At 56.1% G+C, this 17,057-nt stretch carries 19 protein-coding genes; 4 read left to right on the top strand and 15 right to left on the bottom strand.

What is annotated here, in order from left to right; translation table 11 throughout:
* Positions 1 to 110 precede the first annotated feature (110 nt).
* Entirely contained in the window at positions 111 to 2,672 is a 2,562-nt protein-coding gene (gene mutS, locus BJP35_RS06030) for a DNA mismatch repair protein MutS (protein ID WP_086462955.1), read from the top strand.
* A gap of 98 nt (positions 2,673 to 2,770) precedes the next feature.
* Here the strand turns inward: mutS and BJP35_RS06025 are convergent, their stop codons facing one another.
* Genes BJP35_RS06025 through BJP35_RS06015 form a run of 3 tightly spaced genes read right to left on the bottom strand, consistent with a single transcriptional unit; the run spans position 2,771 to position 5,037 of the window.
* Positions 2,771 to 3,007, bottom strand: coding sequence for a non-oxidative hydroxyarylic acid decarboxylases subunit D (locus BJP35_RS06025; protein WP_014171381.1), 237 nt, complete (start codon positions 3,005 to 3,007; stop codon positions 2,771 to 2,773).
* Between the two features lie 10 nt (positions 3,008 to 3,017).
* Positions 3,018 to 4,445, bottom strand: coding sequence for a non-oxidative hydroxyarylic acid decarboxylases subunit C (locus BJP35_RS06020; protein ID WP_025203369.1), 1,428 nt, complete (start codon positions 4,443 to 4,445; stop codon positions 3,018 to 3,020).
* Positions 4,435 to 5,037 carry a non-oxidative hydroxyarylic acid decarboxylases subunit B gene (locus tag BJP35_RS06015; protein ID WP_047743512.1) on the bottom strand — a complete coding sequence of 201 codons (603 nt, stop codon included), beginning with the start codon at positions 5,035 to 5,037 and terminating at the stop codon, positions 4,435 to 4,437. The genes BJP35_RS06020 and BJP35_RS06015 overlap by 11 nt, the downstream gene beginning before the upstream one ends.
* A gap of 171 nt (positions 5,038 to 5,208) precedes the next feature.
* Between BJP35_RS06015 and BJP35_RS06010 the strand changes: the two genes are divergently transcribed.
* Positions 5,209 to 5,616, top strand: a complete 408-nt coding sequence (locus BJP35_RS06010; protein ID WP_025203368.1) for a MarR family winged helix-turn-helix transcriptional regulator — start codon at positions 5,209 to 5,211, stop codon at positions 5,614 to 5,616.
* Here BJP35_RS06010 and BJP35_RS06005 read toward each other — a convergent pair.
* Positions 5,613 to 6,500 carry a LysR family transcriptional regulator gene (locus BJP35_RS06005; protein ID WP_047743514.1) on the bottom strand — a complete coding sequence of 296 codons (888 nt, stop codon included), beginning with the start codon at positions 6,498 to 6,500 and terminating at the stop codon, positions 5,613 to 5,615. The genes BJP35_RS06010 and BJP35_RS06005 overlap by 4 nt on opposite strands.
* A 107-nt stretch (positions 6,501 to 6,607) precedes the next feature.
* Here BJP35_RS06005 and BJP35_RS06000 point away from each other — a divergent pair, with 107 nt between their 5' ends.
* Positions 6,608 to 7,816 carry an MFS transporter gene (locus tag BJP35_RS06000; protein ID WP_047743516.1) on the top strand — a complete coding sequence of 403 codons (1,209 nt, stop codon included), beginning with the start codon at positions 6,608 to 6,610 and terminating at the stop codon, positions 7,814 to 7,816.
* Positions 7,813 to 8,190: a DUF4440 domain-containing protein gene (locus BJP35_RS05995; RefSeq protein WP_047743518.1), complete on the top strand. Its 378-nt coding sequence runs from the start codon at positions 7,813 to 7,815 to the stop codon at positions 8,188 to 8,190. The genes BJP35_RS06000 and BJP35_RS05995 overlap by 4 nt, the downstream gene beginning before the upstream one ends.
* A gap of 52 nt (positions 8,191 to 8,242) precedes the next feature.
* On the opposite strand, the gene rpoS is transcribed toward BJP35_RS05995, so the two are convergent.
* From rpoS to cysN, 11 genes are all read right to left on the bottom strand, one after another.
* Positions 8,243 to 9,235 carry an RNA polymerase sigma factor RpoS gene (gene rpoS, locus BJP35_RS05990; protein ID WP_013098493.1) on the bottom strand — a complete coding sequence of 331 codons (993 nt, stop codon included), beginning with the start codon at positions 9,233 to 9,235 and terminating at the stop codon, positions 8,243 to 8,245.
* A 59-nt stretch (positions 9,236 to 9,294) separates the two neighbouring features.
* Entirely contained in the window at positions 9,295 to 10,419 is a 1,125-nt protein-coding gene (nlpD, locus tag BJP35_RS05985) for a murein hydrolase activator NlpD (RefSeq protein ID WP_020883821.1), read from the bottom strand.
* Positions 10,420 to 10,535: 116 nt separating this feature from the next.
* Positions 10,536 to 11,162, bottom strand: a complete 627-nt coding sequence (locus tag BJP35_RS05980; RefSeq protein ID WP_020883820.1) for a protein-L-isoaspartate(D-aspartate) O-methyltransferase — start codon at positions 11,160 to 11,162, stop codon at positions 10,536 to 10,538.
* On the bottom strand, positions 11,156 to 11,917 hold the full coding sequence (surE, locus tag BJP35_RS05975; RefSeq protein WP_047743520.1) for a 5'/3'-nucleotidase SurE: 762 nt from the start codon (positions 11,915 to 11,917) through the stop codon (positions 11,156 to 11,158). Before surE ends, BJP35_RS05980 begins: the two co-directional genes overlap by 7 nt.
* Complete coding sequence (truD, locus tag BJP35_RS05970; RefSeq protein WP_014171393.1) at positions 11,898 to 12,947, bottom strand: tRNA pseudouridine(13) synthase TruD; 1,050 nt, start codon at positions 12,945 to 12,947, stop codon at positions 11,898 to 11,900. The genes surE and truD overlap by 20 nt, the downstream gene beginning before the upstream one ends.
* Positions 12,944 to 13,423, bottom strand: coding sequence for a 2-C-methyl-D-erythritol 2,4-cyclodiphosphate synthase (ispF, locus tag BJP35_RS05965; protein ID WP_014171394.1), 480 nt, complete (start codon positions 13,421 to 13,423; stop codon positions 12,944 to 12,946). The genes truD and ispF overlap by 4 nt, the downstream gene beginning before the upstream one ends.
* On the bottom strand, positions 13,423 to 14,133 hold the full coding sequence (gene ispD, locus BJP35_RS05960; RefSeq protein ID WP_040018909.1) for a 2-C-methyl-D-erythritol 4-phosphate cytidylyltransferase: 711 nt from the start codon (positions 14,131 to 14,133) through the stop codon (positions 13,423 to 13,425). Before ispD ends, ispF begins: the two co-directional genes overlap by 1 nt.
* 19 nt (positions 14,134 to 14,152) lie before the next feature.
* On the bottom strand, positions 14,153 to 14,464 hold the full coding sequence (gene ftsB, locus BJP35_RS05955) for a cell division protein FtsB (RefSeq protein WP_008499609.1): 312 nt from the start codon (positions 14,462 to 14,464) through the stop codon (positions 14,153 to 14,155).
* Between the two features lie 166 nt (positions 14,465 to 14,630).
* Positions 14,631 to 14,957, bottom strand: coding sequence for a DUF3561 family protein (locus BJP35_RS05950; RefSeq protein WP_014171396.1), 327 nt, complete (start codon positions 14,955 to 14,957; stop codon positions 14,631 to 14,633).
* Between the two features lie 58 nt (positions 14,958 to 15,015).
* Positions 15,016 to 15,621 (bottom strand): adenylyl-sulfate kinase, encoded by a 606-nt coding sequence (cysC, locus tag BJP35_RS05945; RefSeq protein ID WP_014171397.1) that lies wholly within the window; start codon positions 15,619 to 15,621, stop codon positions 15,016 to 15,018.
* Positions 15,621 to 17,048, bottom strand: a complete 1,428-nt coding sequence (cysN, locus tag BJP35_RS05940; RefSeq protein ID WP_047743522.1) for a sulfate adenylyltransferase subunit CysN — start codon at positions 17,046 to 17,048, stop codon at positions 15,621 to 15,623. Before cysN ends, cysC begins: the two co-directional genes overlap by 1 nt.
* Positions 17,049 to 17,057: the final 9 nt, after the last annotated feature.

Here is a 17,057-nt window from a genome sequence, read left to right as displayed (position 1 = left end):
CGCGACATTTTTCTGCGCCGTACCTTTTTTTCATGCGACAATAGAAGGAACTAACGGCCACTGAGCCGCCCAAAGCGTATTATTTTCAAAGAAATGGACATCATAACTCCATGAGCACAATCGACAATTTCGACGCACATACGCCGATGATGCAGCAGTACCTGAAGCTGAAAGCACAGCATCCGGAAATCTTGCTGTTCTACCGTATGGGCGATTTTTACGAGCTATTTTATGACGATGCCAGACGTGCGTCGCAGCTGCTCGACATCTCGCTGACCCGGCGTGGCGCATCTGCAGGCGAGCCCATTCCCATGGCCGGTATTCCGCATCACGCGGTAGAAAACTACCTTGCGAAACTGGTGAATCAGGGTGAGTCAGTCGCCATCTGCGAACAGATCGGCGATCCGGCAACCTCAAAAGGGCCGGTTGAGCGCAAAGTCGTGCGCATCGTCACGCCTGGTACGATCAGCGACGAAGCCCTGCTGCAGGAGCGCCAGGATAACCTGCTGGCGGCACTGTGGCAGGACGGCAAAGGTTTCGGTTATGCGACGCTGGATATCAGCTCCGGACGTTTTCGTCTGAGTGAACCGGCAGATCGTGAAACGATGGCGGCTGAATTGCAGCGCACGAACCCGGCAGAACTGCTCTATGCCGAAGATTTTGCCGAGATGGCGCTGATTGAAGGCCGCCGCGGTCTGCGCCGTCGTCCGCTGTGGGAGTTCGAAATTGATACCGCGCGCCAGCAGTTGAATCTGCAGTTTGGCACCCGCGATCTGATTGGCTTTGGTGTGGAAAATGCCCCGCGCGGACTGTGTGCCGCGGGTTGCCTGCTGCAGTACGTCAAAGATACTCAGCGCACCACCCTGCCGCATATCCGCTCGATCACGATGGAGCGTCAGCAGGACAGCATCATTATGGATGCCGCGACGCGTCGTAATCTGGAGATCACCCAGAATCTGGCCGGAGGCGCGGAAAACACCCTCGCTTCCGTCCTCGACAGCACGGTGACGCCGATGGGCAGCCGTATGTTAAAACGCTGGCTGCATATGCCCATTCGCGATACCGACACGCTTACCTGTCGTCAGCAGACGATTGCCGCATTGCAGGATCGCTACAATGAACTGCAGCCCGTGCTGCGCCAGGTCGGCGATCTGGAGCGTATTCTTGCGCGTCTGGCGCTGCGTACGGCACGTCCGCGCGACCTCGCCCGCATGCGTCATGCCTTCCAGCAGTTGCCGGAATTGCGCAGCCTGCTCGCCGATGTGCATAGCGCGCCGGTGCAGAAACTGCGTGAAACCATGGGTGAATTTAGCGAGCTGCGCGAGCTGCTCGAACGCGCCATTATTGACGCCCCTCCGGTTCTGGTGCGTGACGGCGGTGTAATTGCCCCGGGCTACAACGAAGAGCTGGATGAATGGCGTGCGCTGGCCGACGGTGCCACGGACTACCTGGATAAGCTGGAAATTCGCGAGCGCGAACGCCTTGGGCTCGATACCCTCAAAGTGGGCTATAACGCGGTTCACGGTTACTACATTCAGATCAGCCGTGGACAAAGCCATCTGGCCCCCATCCACTACGTGCGCCGCCAGACGCTGAAAAACGCTGAGCGTTACATTATCCCTGAACTGAAAGAGTACGAGGACAAAGTTCTCACCTCGAAAGGCAAGGCGCTGGCGCTGGAGAAACAGCTGTATGAAGAGCTGTTCGACATGCTGATGCCGCACCTTGCAGACCTGCAGTCAAGCGCCAGCGCGCTGGCAGAGCTGGACGTGCTGGTCAACCTGGCAGAACGCGCTGAAACGCTGAACTACACCTGCCCGACCTTTACCGATAAACCCGGTATTCGCATCACCGAAGGCCGTCATCCGGTTGTGGAACGGGTGCTGAACGAGCCGTTCATCGCCAACCCGCTAAGCCTGTCGCCACAGAGAAGAATGCTGATCATTACCGGTCCAAACATGGGCGGTAAAAGTACCTATATGCGCCAGACAGCGCTTATCGCTCTGCTCGCCTATATCGGCAGCTACGTTCCTGCGCAAAAAGTGGAGATTGGCCCTATCGACCGTATCTTTACCCGTGTCGGGGCAGCGGACGATCTGGCCAGCGGCCGCTCAACCTTTATGGTGGAGATGACCGAAACCGCCAATATTCTGCATAACGCGACCGAATACAGCCTGGTGTTGATGGACGAAGTCGGGCGCGGAACATCAACCTATGATGGTCTGTCACTGGCATGGGCCTGCGCTGAAAACCTTGCCAATAAGATCAAGGCAATGACGCTGTTCGCAACCCACTATTTCGAGCTGACACAGTTGCCAGAAAAGATGGAAGGCGTGGCAAACGTCCACCTCGATGCGCTGGAACACGGCGATACCATCGCCTTTATGCACACCGTACAGGATGGTGCCGCGAGCAAGAGCTATGGCCTGGCCGTGGCCGCGCTGGCGGGGGTTCCAAAAGAGGTGATAAAACGTGCGCGCCAGAAATTGCGTGAGCTGGAGAGCCTGTCACCGAATGCCGCGGCCACGCAGATTGATGGCACGCAAATGTCGTTGCTAGCCCCGGCTGAAGAGACTTCACCGGCCGTTGAGGCGCTGGAAAATCTCGATCCGGACTCGCTCACGCCGCGTCAGGCGCTGGAGTGGATTTATCGCCTGAAAAGCCTGGTGTAGTCTGCACCCGGTGGCGCAATGCTTACCGGGCCTGCCGGGAAGTAGCGGTATCTGAAACAAACAGGCCGGGTAAGGCGAAACCGCCTCCCGGCTTTTTTTTAGCGCTTATCGTCGGCCAGTAACGGCGGGATCGTCGGCACCTGTGGTGCGTCATCGATATCCTTCTGCGTCATGCGAAACGCTTGCGGATAATGATCGCGGTGGGTCCGGCGTAGCGGCTCCGTGTCACGCCAGGTATACAGACAATGCTGGCACTGATAGACAGTCCAGACCCCTTTCACCGGTGATGTTGCCATCACCTCAATATGCTCATCAGCACAACGTGGACATATCATCTTTTCCTCCTTATTGGCGTGCAGCCAGCATCGCGGTCAGTTTTTCAGCCCAGGCTTTGGTTTCAGGTAAATCCTGTACCGGCTGGCTGAAGTGGCCCCGGTTGTCGGGTGCAACAGGCGTGGTGGCATCAATAATCAGTTTGTCGGTAATGCCTGCCGGGCTGGAGCCCGGGTCCAGTTCAAGCACCGACATATTCGACAACTGCACCAGATCGCCCGCCGGGTTCACCTTCGAGGACAGCGCCCACATCACCTGCGGCAGGTTGAACGGGTCAACGTCTTCATCCACCATAATCACCATCTTCACGTAGCCCAGGCCGTGCGGCGTGGTCATAGCACGTAAGCCGACTGCGCGGGCAAAGCCACCGTAGCGTTTTTTGGTGGAGATAATCGCCAGCAAACCGTGGGTATACATGGCATTGACCGCCTGCACTTCCGGAAATTCTGCTTTCAGCTGCTGGTAGAGCGGTACACAGGTAGCCGGGCCCATCAGGTAGTCAATTTCGGTCCACGGCATGCCGAGGTAGAGGGATTCAAAAATGGGTTTTGTGCGGTAAGACACTTTATCAATACGCACCACCGTCATGTTACGGCCACCAGAGTAGTGCCCGGTAAACTCACCAAAGGGTCCTTCGATTTCGCGCTTGCGGCCTTCAATCACCCCTTCCAGAATGACTTCAGATCCCCACGGTACATCAAAGCCGGTCAGCGGTGCCGTCGCAATGGGATAGGGGCTTTCGCGCAGCGCACCGGCCATCTCATACTCAGATTGATCGTATTTCAGCGGCGTCGCGCCCATAAGTGTAATAATCGGATCATTGCCAAGCGTAATCGCGACCGGCAGATCTTCACCGCGCTCTTCCGCTTTATGCAAATGCAGGGCGATATCGTGCATCGGAACCGGTTGCAGACCCAGCTTGCGTTTTCCCTTCACTTCCATGCGATAGATACCGACGTTCTGCTTGCCGAAGTTATCCGCATCAAGCGGATCGCGTGAAACGACGCACGCTTTGTCGAGGTAAAAACCGCCGTCACCGTCGTTCAGACGGAACAGCGGCAGGATGTCGAAAAGGTTAATGTCTTCACCCTCCACCGTATTTTGAGCCCAGGCGGGATCTGCACGGCGCTCTGGCGTGACGGGGAATTTATCCCAGCGGCGAATAAACTCATCAATCTGTTTTTTGACGGGGGTGTTCGCGGGCAGTCCCATAGAAATAGCGTGATTCTGCCAGGAACCAATGGTGTTCATTACCACCCTGGCATCGGTAAACCCGCGAATATTATCGAACCACAGCGCCGGTGCGCCGTCGCCAATACGGCCTGTGGCATTGGCTGCCGCGGCCAGGTCCGGTTCTGCATTCACCTCTTCTTCAATTTTCAGCAGTTGCCCTTGCTCATCGAGCGCCTGCAGGAAGCTTCTCAAATCATCAAATGCCATCTTTATTCTCCTGTGAAAAATGTTTTGCTTCCCGCAACCCGTTCCAGCGGCGCGCTTTTTTGTGCTCCAGACCAAACTGGTCGAGCACGCGGGTCACAATGTGATGGGTGATATCGTCGGCGGTCTGCGGGTGGTTGTAATACGCGGGCATCGGCGGCACCATTGCCACGCCCATACGGGACAGTGCGAGCATATTCTCGAGATGAATGGTGCTGAGCGGGGTTTCACGAGGAACCAGCACCAGTTTGCGCCCCTCTTTCAGCACCACATCTGCCGCACGGCCCACCAGTCCTTCGGCGTAGCCTGCGCGAATGCCTGCCAGGGTTTTCATACTGCAGGGAATGACGATCATGCCGTCGGTGCGAAACGAGCCGGATGAGATAGTGGCAGCCTGATCGGCCGGGCTGTGGACAACATCGGCCAGCGCAGCCACATCATGTGCGGTGTAGGGCGTCTCCAGCTCAATGGTGGTTTTTGCCCATTTCGACATGACCAGATGGGTCTCCACCTCCGGCATGTCACGTAATGCCTGCAGCAACGCTACGCCCAGCGGCGCGCCCGTTGCGCCCGTCATTCCAACTATCAATCTCATTCAGCACCTCAATGAATTCGTTCGTATACGAACATGTTAAATACGTTACTCCCGGATCCTGTTTCTGACAATATTGTTCGTACACGATCACATTAATTGCTAAAAATTGCCGCGTTAAAATCCTGGGCAAGAGCGGCTATCATAGGGAGAGAATTTTTCGTCGGAGTGTTCATGGAACTGAGACAAGAGGCGTTTCACCTGTTACGCCAGCTTTTTCAACAGCATACTGCCCGTTGGCAACATGCATTGCCGGAACTGACCAAACCGCAGTACGCGGTATTGCGGTCTATTGCCGAAAACCCGGGGATTGAGCAAGTTGCTCTGACAGAAGTGGCGGTCAGCACAAAGGCGACGCTCGCGGAGATGCTGAGCCGCATGGAGGCGCGTGGACTGGTAAAACGCGAGCACGATCCGGCGGACAAGCGCCGTCGTTTCGTCTTCCTGACGCCGGAAGGTGAAGCGCTGCTTGCCAGCTGTAAACCGATCGGCAATGACGTGGACGAGGCGTTTTTAGGGCGGCTGAGCAACGACGAGCGGGCGCAATTCTCCGCACTCGTCAAAAAAATGATGCGCGACTAGTTAACCCGGGTGCGCATAAAATCGATAAAGGTGCGCACTTTCGCGGGCACATGCGGGGCATCGGGATAAACCGCATAGATGCCCTGCCGCGCAAAGGTATATTCCGGTAAAACCGACACCAGCTTACCGTCATCAAGCGCATGGCGCGCCAGCCACTCCGGCAACAGCGCCACACCGCATCCCGCGAGCGCAAAAGCCATCAGCGCCTGAGCACTGTCCGCAAACAAACGCGGTGCTTTTTTAATTTCCAGCGTGGCGGGCTCACCGCTGGCATTGTTCACCTGCCAGCGCAGCGGCGAGGCTAAGCGCTCATGAATAATCCATTCAGCTTTCGCCAGCTGTTCAAGCGATTCTACAGGATGGTTACGCAGCCAGCCGGGCGTCGCTACGGGGAAAATAGTGAACTGCGTTATCAGTGCCGCGTGATAGCGTGAATCGGCAAGGGTTCCCAGCCGGATGGCGACATCAAAGCGCTCTGAAATCAAATCGGCATGCAGTGAAGACGAAACGTGACGCACGCGAAGGTCCGGGTGTTGCTGGCTAAACTCAGCCAGTAACGGGACCACAACCTGCGAGCCGTACTCCGGTGTGGTGGTGATCCGCAACTCCCCCGTGAGACCTGCGTGGTTTGCACGGACGTCGTCCTTCAGGCGTTCCGCGTCCTTTAAAAGCACGACGCTCCGTTGATGGAAAAGCCTCCCTGCCTCGGTTAACGTCAGTCGGCGGGTGGAACGCAGCAACAGGGTGACACCCAGTTCATCTTCCAGCTGGCGGATATTGAAGCTGACCACCGCTTTTGTCAGCCCCATTGCCTCTGCTGCGGCGGTGAAACTGCCGGTATCTGCGACGGCGACAAACATCGCGGTACGCTGCAAATTAATCATGGTCAGCCCTATTACTGTCAAAAATTTTTTGACAGTATATCGCGCTTTATAACGTTTATCCGTACCTCCCTGCCCGATACGATACGCCCCTCACTGGAGGTGCCGCCATGTCGTATCGCAGCAAAGTCGCCGTTGTCTATCTGCTGGGCTTTTTTCTTGATTTAATTAATATGTTTATCGCCAGCGTCGCTTTCCCGGCAATGGCTCAGGCGTTCAACGCCACGCCCTCATCGCTTGCCTGGGTCAGTAACGGCTATATTGCCGGTCTGACACTCGTCATCCCCTTCAGCACCCTGCTGACGCGCAGGCTCGGGCCGAAGCATGTCATTCTGCTTTCGCTTTTTCTCTTTAGCGCCGCCTCCGTTGCGGCAGGTTTGTCATCCTCACTTGAGAGCCTGATTGCCTGGCGAGTGCTGCAGGGCATGGGAGGGGGTTTACTGATCCCGGTCGGACAGGCGCTGACCTGGCAACAGTTTAAACCCCATGAGCGTGCCAGGCTCTCCTCAGCGGTCATGCTGGTTGCATTGCTTGCGCCTGCATGCTCACCCGCCGTGGGGGGAGTGCTGGTTCAGGCACTCAGCTGGCGATGGATATTTTTTGCCACAACGCCTGTCGCCGCCGTGACGTTTTTCCTGGCCTGCGTGTGGCTTAAGAATGAGAGGCCCCCCGTGAAAGCGAGCAGGCTGTTAAACCTGCCCCTGCTGGCCGACCCGCTGCTGCGTTTTTCCATGCTTGTCTATTTGTGCGTACCCGGCATGTTTATTGGGGTGAACGTCACGGGGATGTATTATCTTCAGAGCGAGGCGCACATGACACCTGCCGCAACGGGGATGCTGATGCTGCCATGGTCTCTGGCCTCGTTTATGGCGATCACCGCGACCGGACGTTATTTTAACCGCGTGGGTCCCCGGCCTCTCATTGTCGTGGGTTGCCTGTTACAGGCGCTGGGCGTTTTACTGCTGCTTAACGTCAACCCGACTACCACAGTGTTGTTACCTGGCGTCGCGTTTACGTTAATGGGCGCGGGCGGCAGTCTTTGCAGCAGTACGGCGCAAAGCAGCGCATTTTTAACGACGGCGCGCGACGATATGCCTGACGCCAGCGCGCTATGGAATCTTAATCGTCAGATCAGTTTTTTTGCCGGGGCATTCCTGCTCTCGCAGGTGCTGAACCTGACACTGGCGTTTTTCACGCCGCTCGCCGCATGGCACGGGATGTTTAGTGTTGCTGCGGCCATCACATTACTGCCCGTCGTGTACGTCTTTCGTCTTAACAACACGCAGGTGCTTTCAGAGGTGCAACAGGAGAAACCATGACCCATTTCGAACAGGACATTATCGACGTTCACGTTAAGCTGGAGAACTGGTTGGGTAAGGGCGAAGGGGATGTTGACGCCCTGCTTGCCCACTTTCAGCCGGATTTTATGATGCTCACCCCAGGTGGCGTCCATTTTGACTATAACGCGCTGGTCGGTTTCCTGGACCTTCAGCGCGGCAGCCGTCCTGGTCTGGAGATTGTTCTTGATGAGATAACGACGCTACAGACGTGGGCCAACGGCGCAGTGCTTCACTACCGGGAAACGCAAACTCGCCCGGATCAGCCCGTCAATGTGCGCTGGTCAACCGCCGTGCTCAATCAGAAGGATGGCAAGATAACGTGGCGTTTGCTGCACGAAACGGCACAACCGTAACGCAAAAGAAAAAGGCCCGTCTCACGACGGGCCTTTTTTGATGAAAGATTGCTTATTCGCGGAACAGCGCTTCGATATTCAGACCTTGTCCCTGCAGGATTTCACGCAGGCGACGCAGACCTTCAACCTGAATCTGACGAACACGTTCACGGGTCAGGCCAATTTCGCGGCCGACGTCTTCCAGTGTTGCAGCTTCATACCCCAGTAAACCGAAACGACGTGCCAGCACTTCACGCTGTTTGGCGTTCAGTTCGAACAGCCATTTGACGATGCTCTGTTTCATGTCATCGTCCTGCGTGGTGTCTTCCGGACCGTTGTCTTTTTCATCGGCCAGGATGTCCAGCAGCGCTTTTTCGGAGTCGCCACCCAACGGGGTGTCAACGGAGGTAATGCGCTCGTTGAGACGCAGCATACGGCTTACGTCATCAACCGGTTTATCAAGTTGTTCGGCGATCTCTTCCGCGCTTGGCTCGTGGTCCAGTTTATGGGACAACTCGCGCGCAGTACGCAGATAGACGTTCAACTCTTTGACGATGTGAATCGGCAGGCGAATCGTACGGGTTTGGTTCATAATCGCCCGTTCGATGGTCTGACGAATCCACCAGGTCGCGTAGGTTGAGAAACGGAACCCGCGTTCCGGGTCAAACTTCTCAACTGCGCGGATGAGACCTAAGTTGCCCTCTTCAATCAGGTCCAGTAGAGCCAGACCTCGATTGCCGTAACGACGGGCAATTTTCACGACCAGACGCAAGTTACTTTCAATCATGCGACGGCGCGAGGCAACATCACCACGCAAAGCACGACGTGCGAAATAGACTTCTTCTTCGGCCGTTAACAGTGGGGAGTAACCAATCTCCCCAAGGTAAAGCTGAGTCGCGTCCAGTACACGCTGTGTGGCGCCCTGCGATAACAGCTCTTCTTCAGCCAAATCGTTATCACTGGGTTCCTCTTCTACTAAGGCTTTTTCATCAAAAGCCTCTGCTCCGTTCTCATCAAATTCCGCATCTTCATTTAAATCATGAACTTTCAGCGTATTCTGACTCATAAGGTGGCTCCTACCCGTGATCCCTGAACGAGACACCCTGGCTGGCATGCCCCGTCAACTTATCGCTGCGGCAAATACTGCAGCGGGTTTACGGATTTCCCCTTGTAACGAATTTCAAAATGCAAGCGTGTAGAACTGGTGCCGGTGCTACCCATGGTAGCGATTTTTTGCCCCGCCTTAACTTCTTGTTGTTCCCGGACCAGCATTGTGTCGTTATGGGCGTAGGCACTCAGGTAATCATCGTTATGTTTGATGATAATAAGATTACCGTAACCGCGCAGAGCGTTACCGGCATATACCACACGACCGTCTGCGGTCGCGATAATAGCCTGTCCCTTATTACCTGCGATATCGATCCCTTTATTTCCTCCCTCGGAGGAAGAGAAGTTTTCGATAACCTTGCCGTCAGTTGGCCAGCGCCATGCAGAAATTGGCGAACTGGAGGTCATACTGCTGGCAGTCGGTTCAGTAGAGCTAACCACAGGTGCCGTAGTCGGTGCTGTGACAACAGTCGCAGTCCCTTTATTATTCGGCAACATTTTGTTAGCAGTCTGATCACCTGAATCCTCAGAATACGTAATTACCGGTTGTGAAGCAACCACCGTGGTGGATTTTTGTGCAGGCTTAACGCTGTTATTTTGTGCAGTGACATCGGCCGCTGAAACGGTGTTGCCAGGCGTGAGCGGCGTACCCGTCGCATTGCCCACCTGGAGCGTCTGGCCGACTTCCAGACCATACGGGGCCTGGACGTTATTACGCTGCGCCAGGTCACGGAAATCGTTCCCGGTGATCCACGCAATATAGAACAGCGTGTCGCCGCGTTTTACGGTATAGGTGCTCCCACCGGTATAGCTACCTTTCGGAATGTTCCCATACTGGCGGTTATACACTATGCGGCCATTTTGAGTCTGCACAGGGTGTTCCACTGGCTGAACCTGTGTTGGCTGCGTAACAGGAGGCTGCATTGGCTGAATGGGCGGATTTTGTTGTGCCGCAGCAGTACCCATTTTAGGCGGAGGCGTGATCAACATTCCGCTGGACGTGTTACCCGAGCTGCTGGATCCCCCCACGGAACTGACGGGCGCAGGTGCATTATTAGAACTTGTACAGCCTGCCAGCCAGAGCGAAACCAGTGATAATGCCGCAACACGGCTGATGGTGAATTTAGGGCTTCCCGCGCTCATTTATCCCCCAGGAATGTGTTAACTACCAGTGACTTAAAATTTACCGTGATGACACGAATCTTTCGCGCCACACCATACGCTGAATTTGCCTTAATAACCCTGGATAATTCTGAGTCTCAGGCCAACTCCCCCTTTACCAGAGGAACAAAGCGCACGGCTTCCACGGTATCGATAATAAACTCGCCGCCACGCCGACGAACGCGCTTCAGGAGCTGTTGCTCGTCCCCGACAGGCAGAACAAGAATGCCGCCTTCATCCAGCTGCGATAACAGAGCAGCGGGAATTTCAGGTGGAGCAGCCGTCACGATGATCGCGTCAAACGGGGCGCGTGCCTGCCAACCCTGCCATCCATCACCGTGTCGTGTCGAAACGTTATGTAAATCAAGTTGTTTCAGGCGACGACGCGCCTGCCACTGCAAACCTTTAATACGCTCAACGGAGCAAACATGGTGCACCAGATGCGCCAGGATCGCGGTTTGGTACCCCGACCCGGTGCCAATTTCCAGCACGCGCGAATGGGGCGTGAGCTCCAGCAGCTCCGTCATACGCGCCACCATGTAAGGCTGTGAAATCGTCTGGCCCTGCCCGATAGGCAGCGCCACGTTTTCCCACGCTTTGTGTTCAAACGCCTCGTCTACAAATTTCTCACGCGGCACCTGGGCGAGCGCGTCGAGCACATGCTCGTCGCGGATCCCCTGAGCGCGTAGCTGTTCCAGAAGAGTTTGTACACGTTTGCTTACCATTGCGCGTTCACTCCTGCGCGATCCAGCCAACACGACACCACATCATGCGCACTATACGCGGTTAAATCTACATGCAGCGGCGTAACCGAGACATATCCTTCATCAACGGCGGCAAAGTCGGTATCCGGTCCGGCGTCACACTTGTCGCCAGGAGGACCAATCCAGTAAAGCGTATTGCCGCGCGGATCCTGCTGCGGGATCACCTGGTCAGCCGGGTGTCGGCTTCCGCAACGCGTTACGCGAATGCCTTTGATTTCACTCAACGGCAGATCCGGCACGTTAATATTGAGGATGCGCCCGGTACGCAGCGGCTCGCGATTGAGCGCCCGCAGGAGAGAACAGGTCACCGCTGCCGCCGTGTCGTAGTGCGTGTGGCCGTTTAACGAAACGGCCAGCGCAGGGAACCCCAGATGGCGCCCTTCCATGGCGGCGGCCACGGTTCCGGAGTAAATCACATCGTCGCCAAGATTGGGCCCGGCGTTAATACCGGAGACGACGATGTCCGGGCGCGGGCGCATCAGCGCGTTCACGCCCAGAAAAACGCAGTCGGTCGGCGTGCCCATCTGGACGGCGATATCACCATTTTCAAAGGTAAAGGTGCGAAGCGACGACTCCAGCGTCAGAGAGTTAGACGCTCCACTGCGGTTACGATCGGGTGCCACGACCTGCACTTCCGCAAATTCGCGAAGGTGTTTCGCCAGGGTCTGTATACCCGGCGCATGGATCCCGTCATCGTTACTCAGCAATATTCGCATAATCACCCGACGTGTTGATAAGTTCCCTGACAACACTGGTGGCAAAGCTACCTGCCGGCAGCCAGAAGCGTAACTCGACGGTTACGTCGTCCCACCAGTTCCAGCTCAACTGTTGCGGATAGAGCAGCATCGCACGGCGTGCCGCCTCGACTTTTTCCCGCACCAGCAATGTTTGTAATGCCTGCATATCAGCGACAGCAGACTGCTCAGCAGCCAGCGCATCGCCCTGCGTACCCCAGTCGCCCGTGCCGGGCAAGGCTGCGGTAATCATCAGCGTTTGAGTATCCACGCGCGACTGCACATCGGCCATTTCTTCAGCCGTCGCCACAAACCAGCTCCCGCGTCCCGCTAATTGTAGCGCATCGCCGACAACAACTTGATTCGCGTCCGGTTTTTTCAGCCGTTCGCTCACAATCTGATTAAACAACGCACTGCGGGCCGCCGACAACCAAAAACTGCGTTTATTCCTGTCGCGGACCGGGGCATCGCTTTGCGCCCAGCGCAGTGCGCCGAGCAGGTTGCTGCCGCCGATACCAAAGCGCTGTGCGCCAAAATAGTTTGGTACGCCGCACGCGTTGATAGCGTTCAGGCGTTTTTCCACATCGTCACGGTCCGAAATCTCACGCAGTACCAGCGTAAAATGGTTGCCCTTCAACGCGCCCAGACGCAGTTTGCGCTTATGGCGTGCATATTCCAGTACCTTACAGCCCTCAAGCTCAAATTTGCTTAAATCAGGCATCGTATTACCCGGCACGCGCGCGCAGAGCCACTGTTCGGTGACGGCGTGTTTATCTTTCTGCCCGGCAAAGCTCACTTCGCGGGCATGAATTTTGAGGAATTTTGCCAGCGCATCGGCCACAAAACGGGTATTGCAGCCATTTTTCAGAATGCGTACCAGGATATGTTCGCCTTCGCCATCCGGCGCAAATCCCAGGTCTTCCACCACAACAAAATCTTCAGGGCTGGCTTTCAGCAGCCCGTTCCCCTGCGGTTTACCGTGCAGCCAGGTCAGGTTGTCGAAGTCCGTCATTGGCTTGCCTTCACCAGCAGCGCCACGGCCTCACAGGCAATCCCTTCACCACGACCGGTAAAGCCCAGTTTCTCTGTCGTCGTCGCTTTGACGTTAACATCATCCATGTGGCAACCCAGATCTTCTGCAATGAACACGCGCATCTGCGGGATATGCGGCAGCATTTTGGGGGCCTGAGCGATGATCGTCACATCCACGTTGCCAAGGGTGTAGCCTTTCGCCTGAATACGACGCCAGGCTTCACGCAGCAGCGCACGGCTGTCCGCACCTTTGAAGGCCGGGTCAGTGTCCGGGAACAGCTTACCGATATCGCCCAGTGCCGCAGCACCCAACAATGCATCGGTCAGGGCATGTAATGCTACGTCGCCATCAGAATGCGCAAGCAGCCCTTTTTCATAAGGAATGCGTACGCCGCCAATGATAATTGGGCCTTCTCCGCCAAAGGCGTGTACATCAAAACCGTGTCCAATTCGCATTATGCCTTCTCCTGATGGGTCGAACGGGTAAGATAAAATTCCGCGAGCTGTAAATCTTCCGGACGCGTCACTTTTATATTATCAGCGCGTCCTTCAACCAGCTCAGGATGGAAACCGCAATACTCCAGCGCCGAGGCTTCGTCCGTGATGGTCGCACCTTCTTTAAGCGCACGCGTTAAGCAGTCGTGGAGTAATTCGCGGGGGAAAAATTGGGGGGTCAGCGCGTGCCATAAATCGACGCGCTCAACGGTGTGTGCGATAGCCTGCTTGCCCGGCTCAGCGCGCTTCATGGTGTCGCGTACCGGGGCGGCAAGAATACCACCTACCCGGCTGGTTTCGCTAAGCGCCAGCAGGCGCGCAAGGTCATCCTGATGCAGGCACGGACGGGCAGCGTCATGGACCAGAACCCATGGTGCCTCACCGGCGGCCTGAATGCCCGCCAGCACGGAATCGGCACGCTCGGCGCCGCCGTCAACAACGGTAATCTGCGGATGATTTGCCAGCGGTAACTGCGCGAAACGCGCATCACCCGGGCTGATAGCGATAATCACGCGCGTCACCCGCGGATGCGCCAGCAGCGCCGCCACAGAGTGTTCGAGGATCGTTTTATCGCCAATAGAGAGGTATTGCTTGGGACATTCTGTCTGCATGCGCCGGCCAAAACCCGCAGCCGGCACCACGGCGCATACGTCCGAAAAAGTTACTGCCATGTCGTAATCCTGGGCCTGATTATCGATTGTTTTGTGCTGAGCCCTGATTGCGTTTAGACGCATCCGGAACCAGACGATAAAAAGTTTCGCCCGGCTTAGTCATACTGAGTTCATTGCGTGCGCGTTCCTCAATCGCCTCTTGCCCGCCATTGAGGTCATCAATTTCAGCAAAGAGTTGATCGTTTCGCGCCTTAAGTTTGGCGTTTGTTGCCTGCTGAGCCGCGACGTCATCGCTTACCCGGCTATAGTCGTGCAGTCCGTTTTTACCGAACCACAGCGAATATTGCAGCCAGATCAGCAAAGCCAGCAACAGCAGCGTTAGTTTACCCATCCTGCCCCCTGAAAAACGGCATCATCATCCCAAAACGCCCCCAGATCTCTTTGCCGGGGTAACAGAGATGCCGCAACATCGCGGGCAAATGTACCACATTTTTTCCGCAGAATCGCCTTGCTCAATATCGTCACACAGTTGTTTACGGTTTGAATTATGGCTGAAGTTAGCCCATGAGCCACAAAAATAACAGACCAAACATCAGAACCACCGTCACAATCGTGACCACGGTACTGTAAAGGAGTTTGCCGTTAAGCAGCGAGTGCAGCGCAATACCGACGACAACCGCCACAGGCATCAGCGCCAGGAAGAAAGGCCAGGTATAGAGAAAGAAGAACAGCGTATTACCGCCGTAGATAAGAAAAGGGATGCCCAGGGCCAGCAACCACGAGACGAAGCCGACTATGGCCCCAGGAAAGGACCAGGTCGTCTCGTCGTCGGTCGCTAACGGCTCCGACCCGGTGGTAATAATGTAGTTCTCACTGTTGCGCATAGCTGATCCTGTGACCGTGACTCATCGTTCGGGAAGACAGCTCCCGAACGATACCGTCTCAGGATCTGATAATATCGTCCCGTCTGAGCAGGTCTAATAATTGGCTTACTAAATTTGTTACCAATTGTTGACCTTCCAGGTGAATTTCAGGCGATTCAGGCGCTTCGTACACCGAGTCAATGCCGGTGAAGTTTCGCAGCTCTCCCGCACGCGCTTTCTTATACAGCCCTTTGGGATCGCGCGCTTCGCAAATTTCCAGCGGCGTATCGACAAACACTTCGATAAAGCGATCCTGCCCGACGCGCTCGCGCACCATCTGGCGTTCGGCACGATGCGGTGAGATAAACGCGGTCAGTACCACTAACCCGGCATCCGCCATCAGGCTGGCCACTTCCCCCACCCTGCGAATATTCTCTTTACGATCGTCGTCGCTGAAGCCCAAATCGCTGCACAGGCCGTGGCGCACATTGTCGCCATCCAGCAGGTAGGTACTGACCCCCTGCTGGTGTAGCGCCTCTTCCAGCGCGCCCGCTACCGTGGATTTACCAGAGCCGGATAGCCCGGTAAACCACAGTACCACGCCACGATGACCGTGAAGTTTCTCGCGCTGCGCGACGGTGACCGGATGAGGATGCCAGACGACGTTCTCATCATGGGCGGCCATTACTTGCCTCCCAGCAGATCGCGCGCATCCCAGTGCGGGAAGTGCTTACGCACCAGCGCATTCAGCTCCAGCTCAAAAGCGCTGAACTCAGAGGCTACCGTAGTAGCTTGTTCATTTGGCTCACGCACCATACCGGCACCCACGGTCACGTTGGAGAGGCGATCGATAAAGATCAGCCCACCCGTTACCGGGTTCTGCTGGTAGGGATCCAGCACCAGCGGCTCGTCAAAGGTCACGTCGACCAGACCAATGCCATTCAGCGGCAGTTCGGTGACGTCGCGCTGGGTCAGGTTATTGATGTCCACCTGGAACTGGATACCGTCCACGCGGGCACGGGTTTTCTTACCCGCGATTTTAATGTCGTAGCTCTGACCGGCGGTCAGCGGTTGTTCAGCCATCCACACCACATCAACGGAAGCCCCCTGCACCGCTGCCAGCGTCTCCTGAGCGTCCACCAGCAGATCGCCGCGGCTGATATCAATTTCATCTTTCAATACCAGCGTGACCGCTTCACCCGCACCGGCTTGCGGCAGATCGCCATCAAAGGTGACGATACGGCTGATGGTGGATTCCACACCAGACGGCAGAACTTTAACGCGCTGACCGACCGCCACGGTGCCCGACGCGATAGTGCCGGAGAAACCGCGGAAATCAAGGTTAGGACGGTTAACGTACTGAACCGGGAAGCGCATCGGCTGGGTGTCGACCACGCGCTGGATCTCCACGGTTTCCAGCACTTCGAGCAGCGTCGGGCCGCTATACCACGGCATGTTCGCGCTCTGGGAAGCCACGTTGTCGCCTTCCAGCGCAGAGAGCGGCACAAAGCGAATATCCAGGTTACCCGGCAGCTGTTCAGCAAACGTCAGGTAACTCTGGCGGATCTCATCAAACTTCTCTTCGCTGAAGTTCACCAGATCCATTTTGTTGACCGCCACCACCAGGTGTTTGATCCCCAGCAACGTGGAGATAAAGCTGTGGCGACGAGTCTGATCCAGTACCCCTTTACGGGCGTCAATCAGCAGGATCGCCAGTTCACAGGTAGACGCACCGGTCGCCATGTTACGGGTGTACTGCTCATGCCCCGGGGTGTCGGCAATAATAAATTTGCGCTTCTCGGTGGAGAAATAGCGATACGCCACATCAATGGTGATGCCCTGCTCGCGCTCGGCCTGCAGGCCGTCCACCAGCAGCGCCAGGTCGAGTTTTTCGCCCTGGGTACCATGACGTTTACTGTCGTTGTGCAGGGACGAGAGCTGATCTTCGTAAATCTGACGCGTATCGTGCAGCAGACGGCCGATCAGCGTGCTTTTCCCGTCATCGACGCTGCCGCAGGTCAAAAAGCGCAGCAGGCTTTTGTGTTGTTGCGCGTGCAGATAAGCTTCTACGCCGCCTTCATTGGCAATTTGTTGAGCAATGGTCGTGTTCATGGCGGCTCC

Source organism: Enterobacter sp. J49 (genome assembly GCF_002148625.1).
GTDB classification, from domain to species: domain Bacteria; phylum Pseudomonadota; class Gammaproteobacteria; order Enterobacterales; family Enterobacteriaceae; genus Enterobacter; species Enterobacter ludwigii.
This window is presented reverse-complemented; position numbering and strand designations above follow the sequence as displayed.

Excerpts from the sequence above, each read along its gene's own strand:
- BJP35_RS06005 (WP_047743514.1), bottom strand. The coding sequence starts at position 6,500 with ATGATTAATTTGCAGCGTACCGCGATGTTTGTCGCCGTCGCAGATACC.
- ispF (WP_014171394.1), bottom strand. The coding sequence starts at position 13,423 with ATGCGAATTGGACACGGTTTTGATGTACACGCCTTTGGCGGAGAAGGC.
- BJP35_RS05950 (WP_014171396.1), bottom strand. The coding sequence starts at position 14,957 with ATGCGCAACAGTGAGAACTACATTATTACCACCGGGTCGGAGCCGTTA.
- BJP35_RS06000 (WP_047743516.1), top strand. The coding sequence starts at position 6,608 with ATGTCGTATCGCAGCAAAGTCGCCGTTGTCTATCTGCTGGGCTTTTTT.
- mutS (WP_086462955.1), top strand. The coding sequence starts at position 111 with ATGAGCACAATCGACAATTTCGACGCACATACGCCGATGATGCAGCAG.
- rpoS (WP_013098493.1), bottom strand. The coding sequence starts at position 9,235 with ATGAGTCAGAATACGCTGAAAGTTCATGATTTAAATGAAGATGCGGAA.
- cysN (WP_047743522.1), bottom strand. The coding sequence starts at position 17,048 with ATGAACACGACCATTGCTCAACAAATTGCCAATGAAGGCGGCGTAGAA.
- ftsB (WP_008499609.1), bottom strand. The coding sequence starts at position 14,464 with ATGGGTAAACTAACGCTGCTGTTGCTGGCTTTGCTGATCTGGCTGCAA.
- truD (WP_014171393.1), bottom strand. The coding sequence starts at position 12,947 with ATGACGGACTTCGACAACCTGACCTGGCTGCACGGTAAACCGCAGGGG.
- surE (WP_047743520.1), bottom strand. The coding sequence starts at position 11,917 with ATGCGAATATTGCTGAGTAACGATGACGGGATCCATGCGCCGGGTATA.
- BJP35_RS06010 (WP_025203368.1), top strand. The coding sequence starts at position 5,209 with ATGGAACTGAGACAAGAGGCGTTTCACCTGTTACGCCAGCTTTTTCAA.
- BJP35_RS06015 (WP_047743512.1), bottom strand. The coding sequence starts at position 5,037 with ATGAGATTGATAGTTGGAATGACGGGCGCAACGGGCGCGCCGCTGGGC.
- BJP35_RS05995 (WP_047743518.1), top strand. The coding sequence starts at position 7,813 with ATGACCCATTTCGAACAGGACATTATCGACGTTCACGTTAAGCTGGAG.
- BJP35_RS06020 (WP_025203369.1), bottom strand. The coding sequence starts at position 4,445 with ATGGCATTTGATGATTTGAGAAGCTTCCTGCAGGCGCTCGATGAGCAA.
- ispD (WP_040018909.1), bottom strand. The coding sequence starts at position 14,133 with ATGGCAGTAACTTTTTCGGACGTATGCGCCGTGGTGCCGGCTGCGGGT.
- BJP35_RS05980 (WP_020883820.1), bottom strand. The coding sequence starts at position 11,162 with ATGGTAAGCAAACGTGTACAAACTCTTCTGGAACAGCTACGCGCTCAG.
- nlpD (WP_020883821.1), bottom strand. The coding sequence starts at position 10,419 with ATGAGCGCGGGAAGCCCTAAATTCACCATCAGCCGTGTTGCGGCATTA.
- BJP35_RS06025 (WP_014171381.1), bottom strand. The coding sequence starts at position 3,007 with ATGATATGTCCACGTTGTGCTGATGAGCATATTGAGGTGATGGCAACA.
- cysC (WP_014171397.1), bottom strand. The coding sequence starts at position 15,621 with ATGGCCGCCCATGATGAGAACGTCGTCTGGCATCCTCATCCGGTCACC.